This is a genomic window from Candidatus Binatia bacterium (assembly GCA_026415395.1).
Classification (GTDB): domain Bacteria; phylum Desulfobacterota; class Binatia; order HRBIN30; family HRBIN30; genus HRBIN30.
Map to the genome: position 1 here is coordinate 182,663 of JAOAHD010000002.1, position 13,893 is coordinate 196,555.

12 protein-coding genes are annotated in these 13,893 nt (G+C 61.6%); 7 read left to right on the plus strand and 5 right to left on the minus strand.

Translation table 11 applies throughout. The annotated features are described in order from the left end of the window. Nucleotides 1-10 precede the first annotated feature (10 nt). The gene (locus N3C12_01325; protein ID MCX8071079.1) at nucleotides 11-340 is read right to left on the minus strand and encodes a DUF971 domain-containing protein; all 330 of its coding nucleotides are present in this window, start codon (nucleotides 338-340) and stop codon (nucleotides 11-13) included. Between the two features lie 16 nt (nucleotides 341-356). Beyond that, nucleotides 357-989 carry a hypothetical protein gene (locus tag N3C12_01330; GenBank protein MCX8071080.1) on the minus strand — a complete coding sequence of 211 codons (633 nt, stop codon included), beginning with the start codon at nucleotides 987-989 and terminating at the stop codon, nucleotides 357-359. Between the two features lie 141 nt (nucleotides 990-1,130). On the opposite strand from N3C12_01330, the gene N3C12_01335 reads away from it, so the two are divergent. The 5 genes from N3C12_01335 to N3C12_01355 all read left to right on the plus strand — a co-directional run bounded on the left by N3C12_01335 (nucleotide 1,131) and on the right by N3C12_01355 (nucleotide 6,543). After that, nucleotides 1,131-2,360, plus strand: coding sequence for an acyl-CoA dehydrogenase family protein (locus tag N3C12_01335; protein MCX8071081.1), 1,230 nt, complete (start codon nucleotides 1,131-1,133; stop codon nucleotides 2,358-2,360). Further along, nucleotides 2,357-3,490, plus strand: coding sequence for an acyl-CoA/acyl-ACP dehydrogenase (locus N3C12_01340; GenBank protein MCX8071082.1), 1,134 nt, complete (start codon nucleotides 2,357-2,359; stop codon nucleotides 3,488-3,490). The genes N3C12_01335 and N3C12_01340 overlap by 4 nt, the downstream gene beginning before the upstream one ends. A 67-nt stretch (nucleotides 3,491-3,557) precedes the next feature. Then, entirely contained in the window at nucleotides 3,558-4,301 is a 744-nt protein-coding gene (locus tag N3C12_01345; protein MCX8071083.1) for a hypothetical protein, read from the plus strand. A gap of 4 nt (nucleotides 4,302-4,305) precedes the next feature. Next, complete coding sequence (gene lnt / locus N3C12_01350; GenBank protein ID MCX8071084.1) at nucleotides 4,306-5,967, plus strand: apolipoprotein N-acyltransferase; 1,662 nt, start codon at nucleotides 4,306-4,308, stop codon at nucleotides 5,965-5,967. A gap of 267 nt (nucleotides 5,968-6,234) precedes the next feature. Further along, nucleotides 6,235-6,543, plus strand: a complete 309-nt coding sequence (locus tag N3C12_01355) for an RNA-binding protein (protein ID MCX8071085.1) — start codon at nucleotides 6,235-6,237, stop codon at nucleotides 6,541-6,543. A gap of 138 nt (nucleotides 6,544-6,681) precedes the next feature. On the opposite strand, the gene N3C12_01360 is transcribed toward N3C12_01355, so the two are convergent. After that, a complete protein-coding gene (locus N3C12_01360) occupies nucleotides 6,682-7,236 on the minus strand; it encodes a hypothetical protein (GenBank protein MCX8071086.1) in 555 nt (184 codons plus the stop codon). Between the two features lie 188 nt (nucleotides 7,237-7,424). On the opposite strand from N3C12_01360, the gene N3C12_01365 reads away from it, so the two are divergent. Continuing rightward, a complete protein-coding gene (locus N3C12_01365; GenBank protein MCX8071087.1) occupies nucleotides 7,425-9,947 on the plus strand; it encodes a hypothetical protein in 2,523 nt (840 codons plus the stop codon). A gap of 94 nt (nucleotides 9,948-10,041) precedes the next feature. On the opposite strand, the gene N3C12_01370 is transcribed toward N3C12_01365, so the two are convergent. Together N3C12_01370 and N3C12_01375 are read right to left on the minus strand one after the other, a co-directional pair. Further along, on the minus strand, nucleotides 10,042-10,377 hold the full coding sequence (locus N3C12_01370; protein ID MCX8071088.1) for a helix-hairpin-helix domain-containing protein: 336 nt from the start codon (nucleotides 10,375-10,377) through the stop codon (nucleotides 10,042-10,044). 102 nt (nucleotides 10,378-10,479) lie between these two features. Next, nucleotides 10,480-11,451, minus strand: a complete 972-nt coding sequence (locus N3C12_01375; GenBank protein ID MCX8071089.1) for an aldo/keto reductase — start codon at nucleotides 11,449-11,451, stop codon at nucleotides 10,480-10,482. Between the two features lie 148 nt (nucleotides 11,452-11,599). Between N3C12_01375 and N3C12_01380 the strand changes: the two genes are divergently transcribed. Continuing rightward, nucleotides 11,600-13,687, plus strand: coding sequence for a hypothetical protein (locus N3C12_01380; protein ID MCX8071090.1), 2,088 nt, complete (start codon nucleotides 11,600-11,602; stop codon nucleotides 13,685-13,687). Nucleotides 13,688-13,893 lie beyond the last annotated feature (206 nt).

The following is a 13,893-nucleotide window of genomic DNA, read 5'->3' on the forward strand; positions in this document are numbered from 1 at the left end:
ACGCGTGGGATTACGAGGCGCGGTGCGGCTCCTGTGCGTGGCAGCACGGGCACAGTTCGCGCAAGTATGCGTAGGTGTAGATACCCGTTTCGTGTCCGTCGCGCCAGCGCAAGTTCAGAGCGTAGCGGCCAACCAGGGCGACACGCTCGAGCTGCGCGGTCGGGGTCGAGACAAATCGTCGGGTGCCGCTATGTCCCTGACACTGCGCACAGGGGCACCACCCCCGCAGGTAGCTCCAGGCGTAGCGGCTGGTGTGGCCGTCGTTCCAGACGACCTCCATGAACTCGCCATCGACCTGCCGGCGAACTTCGACCGGGTAAGGTTGTCTTGCTATAGCCATTGCTCTGTTGGCAGCCTCACGAAGCCGGAGGGGTCGGTTCCGGCTTACGCCCGATGACGATTACGTAGGTTTGGTCTTCTGCGAGGTCAAAGCCGATCCAGTTGGGATTTTCTGCCTTCTTCTGCCGGTAAAACTCTCGGTAACCGCGGCCTGACTGGGTGATTTCGATTCCCGCATCCTGCAAGGCCTGCTGCGCCATGCCCACGTAGGAGGGCGGATCTTCGTCGGCGGCGAACACATACACACCCGGCTTCATGCGGAAGCGCACCGGGGCATTGCCTTTCACGATCCAGCCCGCCTCTTCAAAGGCGCTTTGGAGCTCCTTTTGAAAAGCGGCAGCCTCTGGATCGTTGGGGACGGTGGCAAACCAAACTGGATTGGCCAGGCTGGAATTCGGTCCACCCAAGCCGCGAACGAGGGCGGCGCGTTGTTCCGCGGAGAGTTTGCGGTCGGGCCCGGCAACACGGGGCGGGGTGGCGCTAGTTTGCATGGACGCTGCCGGCCGTGCATTCCTCTCCGGTGCGGACGTGACCCTTCGCAGCTCCTGCTTCAGCCGGGCCACTTCCGAGCGCAGTTCGGTGACGTACCAGCCTAAGCCGGCCAACAGAACTAAGCTCGTCAGTAGTGCCGGTAACGCAAGATTCTGCATAAACCCTCCTAAAACCTTGCGCTTTGTAGCCAAGACTCGTGGCCACCAACAGGTGGCGGGAAAAACGTTCTGCTCAGTTGATTTGCGCGCAGAACTGGCCAATCATTTGCCGTTTCGAGGCGCACCGAGAAAGGCGACACCATGGATTTAGCGTACCCGCCGGAGTACGAAGCGTTTCGGCGCAAGTTTCGAGAGTGGTTACGGAAAAATCTCGCCACGTGGCGCCGCGCGCAGGGCCATCTCGAGTACGATGACCCACTGCGGATCGAACGGGCCAAACAATGGCAACGCAAACTGTACGCGGCAGGCTATGTGGCGCTGAGTTGGCCTAAGGAATACGGGGGTCAGGGAGCCGACGTGCTCACGCAAGCAATTGTCGACGAAGAGCTTGCGCGTGCTCAGGCCCCTGCGTTGATCGGGCAGATGGGCATTCAAATGGTCGGGCCCACGCTCATCCAGTTTGGAACGGAGGAGCAGAAGCGTCGATTCCTCCCGAAGATCCTCACTGCCGAGGAAATTTGGTGCCAAGGTTACTCGGAGCCAAACGCAGGGTCGGACCTGGCTTCGTTGCAAACCCGCGCAGATCTGGTCGGCGATGAGTTTATCGTGAACGGGCACAAGATTTGGACCTCCAACGCCCAGTTCGCGGACTGGATGTTTTGCCTCGTCCGCACCGATCCAAACGCTCCGAAGCACAGGGGGATTTCGTACCTCCTGATCGATATGAAATCGCCCGGGATCACCGTGCGCCCACTAGTGCAGATCACCGGGGAGCGCGGCTTCAACGAGGTGTGGTTTGAAAATGTGCGGGTGCCGAGGAGCAATCTGGTTGGTGAGCTGAATCAGGGCTGGCAAGTTGCCAATGCCACTCTGCTCCATGAGCGGAATATGCTCGGCTCGGCGACACGGACCGTCGAGCTGTTCTCCGGCCTGGTCCGCCTGGCCAAACTCTCGATGCGCCAAGGGCATCCCGCAATCGAAGATCCACTGGTGCGCCAACGCCTTGCAGGGCTGGCGATGCGTGTGGAAGCGATGCGGTATCATGCGTACCGGCAGTTGACCGACACGGTCTGGGGCCGACCACGAGGGATCGCCGCGTCGGTGAACAAATTGGTGTCGACGGAACTGAATCATGAGATCGCTGCCTGTGCGCTCGACCTGCTCGGGGGCTACGCCACCCAAGCTCCGATATCGAAGTTTGCCGTCGAGCGTGGAAAGTGGATGCGCGAGTTCATGTTCACGCTCGGTATGATTATCGGCGGGGGGACTTCCGAGATCCAAAAAAATATCATCGGCGAGCGCGGGCTCGGTCTACCACGGGAGCCAGCGGCGATGCCGAGGAAAACCGCGGAAGAGGTGGGCGCCGCTTGAACTTCGGATTGTCACCTGAACAAGAGTTGTTGCAAAAGACCGCGCGGGATTTTCTGGCGGTCGAGTGGCCACCGTCTGCAGCACGGGCGGTGCTCGCTGACGATCATGATGGCTATCCGCGGCAGCTCTACGAAGCCATGGCTCGCCTTGGTTGGGTGGGTGTATTGGCGCCCACCGAATTCGGTGGACTCGGTGGCACCTGTCTCGATGCCGCAGTGCTTGCCGAAGAACTGGGCCGCGCGGCGGTTCCGGGACCTCATCTTGCGAACACCTTGGCCATTTTGACGTTGCGGCACGCGCCGGGGGCGACCATGCGGCGCGACTGGCTGCCGCGGCTGGCAGCTGGCCAAGCGGTCGGCTCGTTGGCGTGGTTCGAGGGCGATGCGTCGGCTTGGCCCTTTCCGTTGCAAACACGGGGCACGGTAGGGCGATTTGGGATTCGACTACAAGGCGTCAAACGCTTCGTTTTGGATGCCCACGTGGCCGACGTGTTGCTCGTCGTGTGCACTTTGGTAGACGCTGGCACGCGTTCCACTGGCATCGTCTTGGTGCCGCGCGAGCAAGCTGGCCTCAGCGTGCGGTTTATGGAGGATGTAGACCGTACGCACCGCCCGTGTGAAGTCGCTTTCGAGGGAGTGACCGTGTCGCGCCGTTGGCTCCTTGCAGCCGGCCCCCAAGCCGAGAAGCTCTTGGCACGAGTGCAGAATGCCGCCGCGGTGCTGTTGGCCGCCGACTGTCTCGGCGGCGCCGAGCGGCTGCTGGAAATGTCGGTAGAATACGCGAAAGTTCGCCAGCAATTCGGCCGCCCCATAGGTTCGTTTCAAGCCGTTAAGCACCGCTGCGCAGAGATGGCGGCGGAGATCGAACTGGCCCGCTCCCTGGTGTGGTACGCAGCGTACGCTATGGATGCTCTGCCTCGGCAAGCAGCGTACGCAGCCTCGTTGGCAAAGGGCCATCTCTCCGAAGTTTTCTGCCGGGTCGCCGAAAGCGCCTTGCGCGTGCACGGAGGGATTGGCTTTACCTGGGAACACCCCTTACACATTTGGTTCAAGCGGGCGCAGTGGAACCGCTACGCATTTGGAAGCCCGGAGTGGCATCGCGAACGCGTGGCGCAAGAGTCTGGGTGGTAGTGGGCGAGGTGGCTCGCAAGCCCTCGGAGCAGTTCAATCTTGTCCGGTGCAAACGAATTCCAGTAGGATGCCTGCTGTGATCCAAAGGGTCGAGCGTAGAGCTGATGGCGTGCGGGTGATCCGAAAGGATGCCACGCGGTCGCGCTGGATCCTTGCATTGGTCGTGCTCGCGCTTGGCAGTGCTGCCGTCTTGCTTTGGTGGAATGCGCGCGTGGGGGCTCCGGCCTTCGATGGATCTGTCTCTGGAAGCAGCGAGCGAGCCGCTCCGGTCGAGGGGTTTCGGCAGGAGGGAGGAACAAAGCTTGACCGAGTGGCTATTCGGGACTCCAGACGTGAAATCGGCGGCGCGTTAAAGCCGACGGATGTGCAAGAGCGCCACGCTCCAGGACGTGCCCCAGCACCTTCGCAAACTTCAGCGAGTGCGGAAAAGGGCACCACGGAAGCTGAACCCGCAGGAGCCTCTGGGGGCGACGAGCCGAGTGGCATTGCATTGTTCCCACCGCCTGGAACAAACCCGCCGAAAAGTGGCCTGATTGTGCCCGACGACTTCGAACTTCCTCCCGGTTACATGCGCCATTACCAAGTGACCGACGATGGCAAACCGCTTCCACCAATTCTGATGTTTCACCCGGATGCGGAACTCTACGATACGGCGGGAAACCGCATTCCTTTGCCGGAGGATCTTGTTGTTCCCGCGGGGTTAGCCCCTCCGGGACTACCGCAGAAAATGCTCGAAGTCCCCGAGTCTGGTGTGCCCCTGTTCGAACCGCCCCCTCGAGAGGAAGTAGCGCCATCCCTGAGCAATGAGTGAACCGGTGCCAGCGGTCGAGTCCTCCCGAAGCCTGGCGCTGCTGCGTGATGCGGTGATGGGCGTGTTGGGGCGACTCCTTGGCATTGTTGTCGGTGCGGTCCTGGTCCGCCTGTATGCAGCCGGTCAATGGCCCCATGTGTGCGTTGGCTGGGTTGTGCTCGTTCCGTGGCTGGTGCTGTGGAGACGCTGTGGCTCGATCGGCAAGCTGGTTGTTTGGTCCGTTGTTGCAACTGTCTTGTTCACGCTGTCGGCTTTTGGCTGGTTTGTCGACGCAGTGGCGGCATACACGGGCTGGTCGTATGCAACAGCCGCAGCACTGTTGAGCGGCGCCGCTTTGTTCGTGCAACCACAACTCGTGGCACTCGCGCTCACGACGCATGCGCTGCAACGGCAGAGGTCACCCGCGCTGCACGGGTACTTCGCTTCGGCGTTTCTGGGAGCGGCGGTGTATACAGCCTGCGACTGGTTTGCGCCGACAAAGCTGCTGGGCGATACGCTCGGTCTTGGCTTGTGGCCCATGTTAGCTTGGGCTCAAGCGGCAGACTTGGGCGGTGTGTACCTGCTGACGTTCATTCTCCTGTGTGTGAACATTTGGATTGCCGGCGGGCTAGATGAGTTGGTGTTCCGGAGGAGCCTTCGCACGGGGCTTGCGAGCTTCGGCCTGGCGGGAGCGACGATTGCCGCAGTGTGGCTTTACGGGTGGGCTCGACTTGTACAGTTGGAGAGAACTGCGGGGGTTGGGGCACAGCATGAAGTTCGGGTAGGGGTTGTTCAGGGAAACATCTCGCACTACGAACGCTTGAGGCAGGAGCTCGGTGCCTTCGAAGCCGTAAGGCAAATCCTCCAGCGGTACTTGAGCCTGAGCGCAACATTGGACGGCGAGGTCGACCTTTGGACTTGGCCCGAAACCGTGTATCCAACCACCTTCGCGCGTCCGAAAAGCCGCGAAGGGGCTCTGTTCGATCGGGAAATTGCGGCCTTCGTCCAGTTTCACCGCCGCCCGTTGGTCTTCGGCGCTTATGATCGCGACGACAAAGGGGAATATAACGCGGCCTTTTTCTTGGTTCCGGAAGACGACGAGCGAGGATTGCGGGTAAGACTTCAGAGAAAACTCCACCCCTTCCTCTTCACGGAGCATGTTCCCAGGTGGATGGATTCGGATTGGTTACGCCAACATCTCCCCTGGTTGGGAACGTGGAGGCCAGGATCCACGATGGAAGTCGTGGAGATACCGGTGACTGCGGCCGCTTCGTCAGTACGGGTGGCCGCTTTGATTTGTTACGATGCGGTGGTGCCGGGACCGGCCAGGGAAGCGGTGAACATGGGAGCGGATTTGCTGCTCTCGCTCTCCAATGATTCTTGGTTCGAACGCCAAGCGGGCAAGCGGTGGGCGCTGATCGCGAGCGCCTTGCGGAGCATCGAAACTCGGCGACCACAGGTCCGTGTGACGCCGACAGGTCTGACCGCCTCCATCGACGAGACGGGTCGGATCCGGCTGCTCGTCCCTCCGGACCAAGCCGGAGCAACTGTAGTCGGTGCACGGTTGGTCTCGGCGGAGATGACACTGTTTGTAGCTTGGGGAAGTTGGGTTCCGCTGTTGTGTCTCGTGGGGAGTGCCATCGTTGTGCTCCACGAAGGTGTGCGCTGGTTGCGAGCGAGGCGGTGACGAACGGCGGCTTCTGTGCTCATGCGGGATTGTTGGCGCACAACGACGCAATCGTAGTTGTACGGTAGGGCAAAGGTTGGTAAGGGTGTTCATCGATAAGAAAGGATAGCCGGGAGGCATGGATCCTGCGCGAACCCAGGCGGTGGTGTTGAGGCTGCTTGTCGAAAGCCGCTGAGGGCCGCTTGGGGCTAAAAGTGTCGCAAAAGCCGTCCGACCCGGAGCACATTCAGTCAAGAGCGCGTGCTGCAGTTGCAAAAGGAGGTACTCATGGGTCGGAAGCTTTACGTTGGGAATTTGCCTTTCGATGCCACCGATGCGGATTTGCAAACCCTGTTCTCCCGAGTGGGTCAGTGCGAGTCGGCGGCAGTGATTGTCGATCGCTACACGGGGCGTTCCAGAGGGTTTGGATTTGTGGAGATGAGTTCAGCAGCGGAGGCGGCGGACGCCATTCAGCAACTGAACGGCGCTTCGTTCATGGGGCGCAACATCACCGTGGCTGAAGCGCGGGAACAGAATAAAGCAGCTTCGCCCCGGACGGGTGGGCGCGGTGGGCGAGGCGGTGGTCGGCGCTGGTAGGGCGCGAGCTTTCGACCTGACGGGTTGCCCCGTTCCAGCAAGCTCGCTGCGATGTCGTGCGCGAGCGCTGCACTGTAGGGGTTGTTCAGAGACTCGGCCGACGCGTGGGCGGCGGGTTGTGAGTCACTTCGTTGTGAGTCACTTAAAGGAGCGAGCGAACAAGTCTTCGATTGCTTGCCGGCCATTGGCTTCGAGGTAACGCGTGCCGGTTCCGCAAAAATGATGGTGGGAGATGGTCGGCAGCTTGACGATCCAACGTTCTCCGTTCCAGTGAAACCAATCGTTGCGCGCTTGGTCGAACACAAACAGTGGCTTGTTGCAGAGCTTGGCAAACTCCGCGCCCCAACCGGTTCCGCCCTGTACCGTGTCGTCTGGCAGGATGGTGCCCACCACGAACAGCTGTTGGGCGTTGTTCACTTGATACCAGATGGTTTGGAGGACTTTTTTGAAATAGTCCGTCTCCGGGTAATGTCGGTGCATGAGCTTGGAGACGTAAGCGAGGCTCACGTCACCTTTTTGGAGTTCCTCGTGCGTGAGCACGCGCAAACCGCGCTGGCGCTCGATTTGGTGCCCTTCAAACGTAAATGTGACCTCTTCGATGCCGTAGCGCTCCGCCGTGGCACCGAAGCATGCTTCGCTTCCTTTCAGACCGCCGCTGAACAAGATGCATTGCCGGGGATCTAACGCTGCCATGTTCCTCTGTTCCTAGTTCGCGCTCAAGGCGATGCGCGCACAGTTTTCCCAACGCAAAGCGAAATTGCCGAAGGCTTGCAAGAGTTCGCACCGTCGACTCGCTTGCGGGAGCTGTTGACGCAGCAAGCGGGACCACCCAAAAAGCGGTTGTGGTTACGAGAACTCAGCGGCGGAAGGAAGACATCCACTTGAAGAAGGTCGCACTCGTTCTTCTCTTGACGGTGAGTGTGGCAGTGGGCTGCGGAGATGATGGGGAGACAATGATGCGGCCTTCAGGCGGCATCGAGCTCGGTCGCGACTACCGCCTGGAACTCGATCCGGCAGCGGGAACGACGCGTGTGTGGCGTGGCGGTCGCGCGTTGGTGGTGATCGACCTCTCCGGGTGGCAACTCGGCTTCGTTGCGCAAGTAGACCCAGGGTTCAACTACGATCCTTACCCCTTATTCGTGCCGAACGGGTTGTATGCCTCACCGGCGGGTCTGCGTTGGGTCTCGCCGCTTGCTCTCGAAGTGGTTTCACGAACAGCCACATCCGTGGAGGCAAGGCTCAGGTATCCCGAGGCGGTCGAGGCACAATTGCTGATCCAGGAGGAGGCGAATGGGCGCTTCCAAATTCAATGGCGGCCGCTTCCCGCTCCTGCGGTTGCGTACTTCCGGCTGCGTTTTCTCGCGCCCGAGGAGCAAGGGTTTTACGGCCTGGGGGAATATTTCGACGATGTGAACCATCGCGGGAAATTGCGCGCCATGCAGATCGAGTTGGATCCGGAGCTGGAGAGTTTTTACAACGAGGCTCACGTGCCGGTGCCGTTTTTAATCGGCTCGGGTGGCTGGGGCGTTTTGATCCACTCGTACTTCCCGGGCGTGTTCGATGTGCAGTGGAGCGATCCGGAGCATGTCGATGCGGTGTTCGGGCTTGGGGAAGCGAGCAGCACTGGTCTCGATCTGTACCTCGTTGCAGCAGCGAGCGGGCTCGATGTGACGCGCCACTATTATGAAGTCACCGGCTTTCCGCGGTTGCCGCCTCCGTGGGTGCTGGGACCTTTGGTGTGGCGGGATGAAAACCGTGACCAGGCCCAGTTCGAAGACGATTTGGAAAAGATGCGCGAGCTCGACTTGGCAGCAACGGGTGTCTGGATCGACCGCCCGTATGCATCAGCAGTAAACTCGTTCGACTTCGATCCAGCCCGATTCCCCGACCCCGAGCGGATGTTCAAGAAGGCGGGTCAGCTCGGTTATCGCGTCGCACTCTGGCACACACCGTACCTGGATACGCGCGCCGAAGCGACTCGAATCTTGCGCGAGCAAGCTGCTGCACGTGGTTTTTTCCCCGTGCGAACGGGAACGTTATTGAATCCGTGGGGCCGCCCGTTGGATTTCACGAATCCCGACGCGCGCAGTTGGTGGCAGGGTTTGCTGCAAGGGTACCGGAGTCTCGGGGTTGCCGGTTTTAAGCTGGATTATGGTGAAGACGTGGTCGTTGGCGTGAGCTCCCAACGCAACCGCTGGCTGTTTGCCGACGGCAGTGACGAGCGAACCATGCACGCACGCTACCAACTGTTCTACCACCAGACGTACGCCGAAGTTTTGCCCCCGGAAGGCGGGCTTTTGTTGGTCCGCCACTCGACCTTGGGCGGGCAGGCGTTCGGTCCAGTGGTGTGGCCGGGAGACTTAGACGCGAGTTTTGCGCGCCACCGCGAGCGCGTGACGGAAGACGGTACGACTTACGTCGCCGTCGGCGGGTTGCCTGCGGCGGTGGTAGCCGGGACTGGGCTTGGGCCCTCGGGCTTCCCGCTCTTCGCCTCGGACACTGGCGGCTATCGCCACTCGCCACCGGACAAGGAGCTGTTCGTTCGATGGTTCCAGCACACAGCGCTGAGCCCGGCGATGCAAATCGGCACGAGCACGAACGACGTGGCCTGGGAGCCGACGCCCGAGAATGGCTTCGATGAAGAGTTGCTCAACTGGTATCGAACGTACACTCGCTTGCACCTGCGCTTGTTCCCATACCTCTGGACGTACTTGCAGCGGTTGCAGCAAGATGGCCGAGCAATCCAGCGCCCGTTTGGCCTTGTCGAGCCTTCTCTCGGCGAGCACCCTTGGGATCAGTATTTCCTCGGCGACTTTTTGCTCGTGGCTCCAGTGGTCGAGCATGGGCGGCGAGAGCGGGAGGTGCTGTTTCCCAGCGGAGAGTGGATCGAATGGTGGACCGGGCAAAGGTATCGCGGCCCGGGACGGTCGACCGTGCCCGTACCTTTGGCGAATATTCCCGTGTTCCTCGCACAGGGCGGCATTGTGCCGTTGTTGCGGCCCACCATTGACACCTTGGTTACTACCTCGGACCCCGAGAGGGTGGACTCGTACGCCACATCTCCCGGAACGCTGTACGCGCGCGTGTTCCCGGGAGGAAGAACCGCTTTCCGGGTGTTTGACGGAACGCGACTGGAACAAGCTGTCGAGGTTGCGCCTGAAGGCGACAGAGTACGGCTGCGGTACGCGCCAGGGAGCGACTTCCGCCGTGGGGCGATTGTCGAGTGCCTGGGTTTACCCGTGGGGGCCGTGCGTTCAGTGCACGCCGGAGAGCGAAGCATGCCAGAGCTAGGGACGATGGCCGATCTTGAATCGCAGAATTCAGGCTGGCGTCGCGACGGAGAGCAGATTTGGGTTCGCTTATCGCCTGAAACGACCGAAGCGGAGATCACGCTTGGCCGTTGAGTGATGCTAGTGAACACCATTTGCGTGGGTGCCAAGCATCCTTGGAAAGCGATGGTCGGGTGCTCTATGGACCGCCCAGCGCGCAGAGACCTCGCTATTTCGTTGCTGGTGCCGCCCCTGGCGCTGGAAGTGCGGGTTCGCCGACAGTTACCTGCGGCCGCAGTGTGGCCAGAAGTTTGTCGCCAATTCCGGTGACATTTTTAAGCTCGTCCACCGTTTTGAACGGGCCGTGCTTTTCGCGATGCTCGATAATGGCCCGCGCCTTTGCCTCCCCGATGCCTTTGATGGACATGAGCTCCGCCATGGTTGCCGTGTTCACGTTGATGGGCTTGGTTTCGGCGGCCCAGCCGGGCATCGCACAAGAGCAAAGCAATAACGCGATCAGTGCCCCGCCGACGAGGCGTTGCCGGTAGCTTTTTCGTTCCATCATGTCTCCCTCCTTCGTTTGGGTAGCTGTTGAACTGCACCCGACCATCTGCTCGTGCATGATGAAGTAAACAAAATCATTTGTCAAGTGCACTGTAAAGAACGCTCACCATGCATACGCTTCCGGGGCCGGACCTCCGGGCCCTGGCCAAATCGCATCGAGTTCCGCCAACTGGCTCGGGTCGAGCTGAATGGACAACGCCTCGACGGCGTCGAGTAGTTGTTGCATAGTTCGTGGTCCGATAATCGGGGAAGTCACGCCCGGCCGATGGAGCAGCCACGACAAGGCAACTTTGGCGGGAGCCAAACCAAGAGAGCGGCAGAACTGTTGATAACGTTGCAACGCAACCTGGTGTTTTTCGGCCGCCTGACGAATGCGGTCGCTCGCGCGTCGAGACAGTCCCTGCGGATCGTCCGTGCCGGCGAGCAGGCCGCCTGCAAGAGGGCTCCAGGGAATCACAGCAATGCCCAACGCTTGGCACGCGGGTAGGACTTCGAGCTCGATCGTGCGCTGGGCGAGATTGTAAAGACTCTGCTCGCTGACGATACCGAGCAGATGGCGTTCCTTGGCGACCGCGTTTGCTTGGACGATATGCCAGGCGGCGAAGTTGCTGCTGCCCACGTACAGAACCTTTCCCTGTTGGATGAGCACGTCCATCGCTTGCCAGATCTCTTCCCAGGGCGTGTCGCGGTCGACGTGGTGCATCTGGTACAAGTCGATGTAATCGGTTCGCAGGCGCCGTAGGCTCCCCTCGCACGCTTGCAGGATGTGACGGGCAGAAAGCCCGCGATCGTTCGGACCTGTACCCATCCGGCCAAACACCTTGGTGGCCAGCACCACCTGGTGGCGACGAGATTTGTCCTCGGCAAACCAGCGCCCGAGAATCTGCTCTGTCACTCCTTCGCCAGTTTTCCACCCGTAAACATTCGCCGTGTCGAAGAACTGAATGCCGAGCTCCAGTGCACGATTCATGATCGCGAAGCTGTCCTGTTCGGTGGTGACAGGTCCGAAGTTCATCGTGCCGAGGCAAAGGCGACTGACTCGCAACCCCGTTCGACCTAACGAAACGTACTCCATCGCTTTCCTCCTGCCGCGGTTTTTGGGGGACTCTAGTAGACGTTACCCGGGCTCGGCCACAGGTTGCGATTCGGGCGATGGGGAGCCGTCGGTTCTGCGGTCGAAAAGTGGGGCTTCTGGCTTAGCGCGTAGGTGCTACACTGGAGCCATGACTTCATCAGCCAAACCGCGGACCACGTGGTTTGTGGCCGCCGCCTTGTGGGCGTTGATGCCCGGCGTAGCACTTGCGGCACGCGACGTGCCGAGCCACACGCCGCCGCGCCTCGGGTTTGCGGAGGGCGAGGTCTCGTTTTGGCGACCTGCGCTCGGCGATTGGCAAAGTGCGACGTTGAATCTCCCTCTGGCGCCGGGGGACGTGTTGGCGACTGGGGCGCGGAGTCGGGCGGAACTGCAACTGCGCCGCGGTGTGTATTTGCGGCTTGCCTCGCAAAGCGAGCTGGAACTCGTGGAGCAAACGGATTCCTTTTACCGCTTCGAATTGGGCAGCGGCGTGCTGGCTCTGCACGCGCGGGCGCCGATCGGTAGCGGGGACATCGAAATCCTTTCGGGTTCGTTTCGGATCCGGCCGACGAGAGAAGGTTTGTATCGTCTGGAGCGGCGCGATGGGCGAGTTCGCCTCGTCACACGGGATGGAGCACGCGCTCGTGTTTCTAATGGAATAGATGAACGGGAACTTGGGAGCGATCTCGAATTGCTTGTCGACGATTCGGTGTCTGGGCCGTTGCCGATTGCCCAGGCAGCACCGCCACCGGATGAGTGGGATACATGGAACTTTCAGCGAACCGCATCACTGCTTCGCCAACGGGGGCGGTTCGCAAGTGATGTTGTCGGGTTGGATGAGTTGGATGCTTACGGCGAGTGGCAGAGCGTGCCAACCTATGGGCTCGTGTGGTTCCCGCGCGTGCCGCGGATGTGGACGCCGTACAGCGTGGGTCGGTGGATTTGGGATCCGTTTTATGGATGGACCTGGGTGGACGTTGCGCCCTGGGGCTGGGCTCCGTTTCATTACGGAAGATGGGTGTGGGTAGGTGGCCGCTGGGGCTGGGTGTTGGGCCCGCCCGCACCACGCCTGGTCTATGCCCCAGCCCTCGTTGCTTTTTACGTTGGAAAAGGTGTGTTCGTGGGCGTGGGGACCGTGGCTCCGCCGGTGGTTGCGTGGGTGCCGCTCGGGTGGGGCGAACCCTGCATCCCGTGGTGGGGACCCACTTGGTTCGTTGGCAAACCTTGGTGGGGAGGTTGGCATGGACCGCGGCGCCCATTTCCCGCGGAACGCTGGAGAGAGACACACCGCCCGCCGAGCGTGACCCCTGTCGATGACTTCGAACACGGCCGTGGACGTCGAGGGCTTCGCTGGGCGACTGCGGATCGCTTTGGACTGTTCCCGGTAGTCACCGCACGAACCGAGCCGGTAGAAATCGAACGCTTGGCTTTTCCCGGGCGAGATTTGCCACGCCGGCCCGCTGGCGCGCATCAGCGGGAGGAAGCCGTACCGAGACCCACCTCGCCGTTCGAGCGTGTGGTTCCTGGCGGACGCGAGCACGGACGAGACGTTCGCCTTCCGCGGGGTCCACAGGCAGCCGCTGCGGAAGAAATGGGCGCCTCTCCTCGCCCCCGGCGCCCGCCGCGTAGCGGGGAGACGCTGCCCGCCGATCCGCAGCACGGGGCGGACCCTGCGCGCAAGAGAGCTGCGGAAGAGCGTTGGAGTCCGTTCGCACCGAGATTCCGCAGCGGGGACTTTCAACGAGATCCCGAATCGTTTGGACAGGAAAAGTTGTCGCGACCGCAGCCTCGCCCGCTCCACCCCGATCGTGCTCCGGTGCCCCGCGGGCCATGGCTGCGGGAGGGGATCGAAGTCCCGCGGCGCGTACCGCGGGCTCCTGCCGAGCAGCCCGGAGTGGCACCCGGTAGCCCTGGGCAACGCGACGGCTTGGAATTGCAGCCGAGTCGCCCCGCGTTTCGCGTCGCGCCATCCGAGTTCGGAAGTCAGCGGTCGCCGTTCGAGACCGGACCAGGGGTCCAAATCAATCGCGAACGGGTGCCGGCCCTCGATTTGCCCCCGCGGCGGCCCAACTTCCAAGGCGGTGGACGGTTCGTGCCGCATCCGCCGGTTAGAGCACAAGCGGTGCCCGGTGGCGGCCTCTTCACGTCGGGCACCGATGCGAGTTCGGCTCCACCGGAGCGGCGGCGGGAGTTGCCCACGGGGCGCGACCGACGAGCAGTGCAACGGGGCCACTGATAGCCGGAGCGCTGCACGAGCTTCGTCGGAGTGGAGCCGAAGCTCGTGCAGCGAGGCAACGGATACTGCGGCCCCGTCCGCGCCACCGGAGGCTCGGTTTCAGCTCCACTGTCGTGGGACGCTGCGCCTCAGGTGGAAATGCGCTTGCTCCAAGGTCGTGATTGTCCCATATGCTCACAGGTTGCGCGGCTTCGAAGATGCAAGTT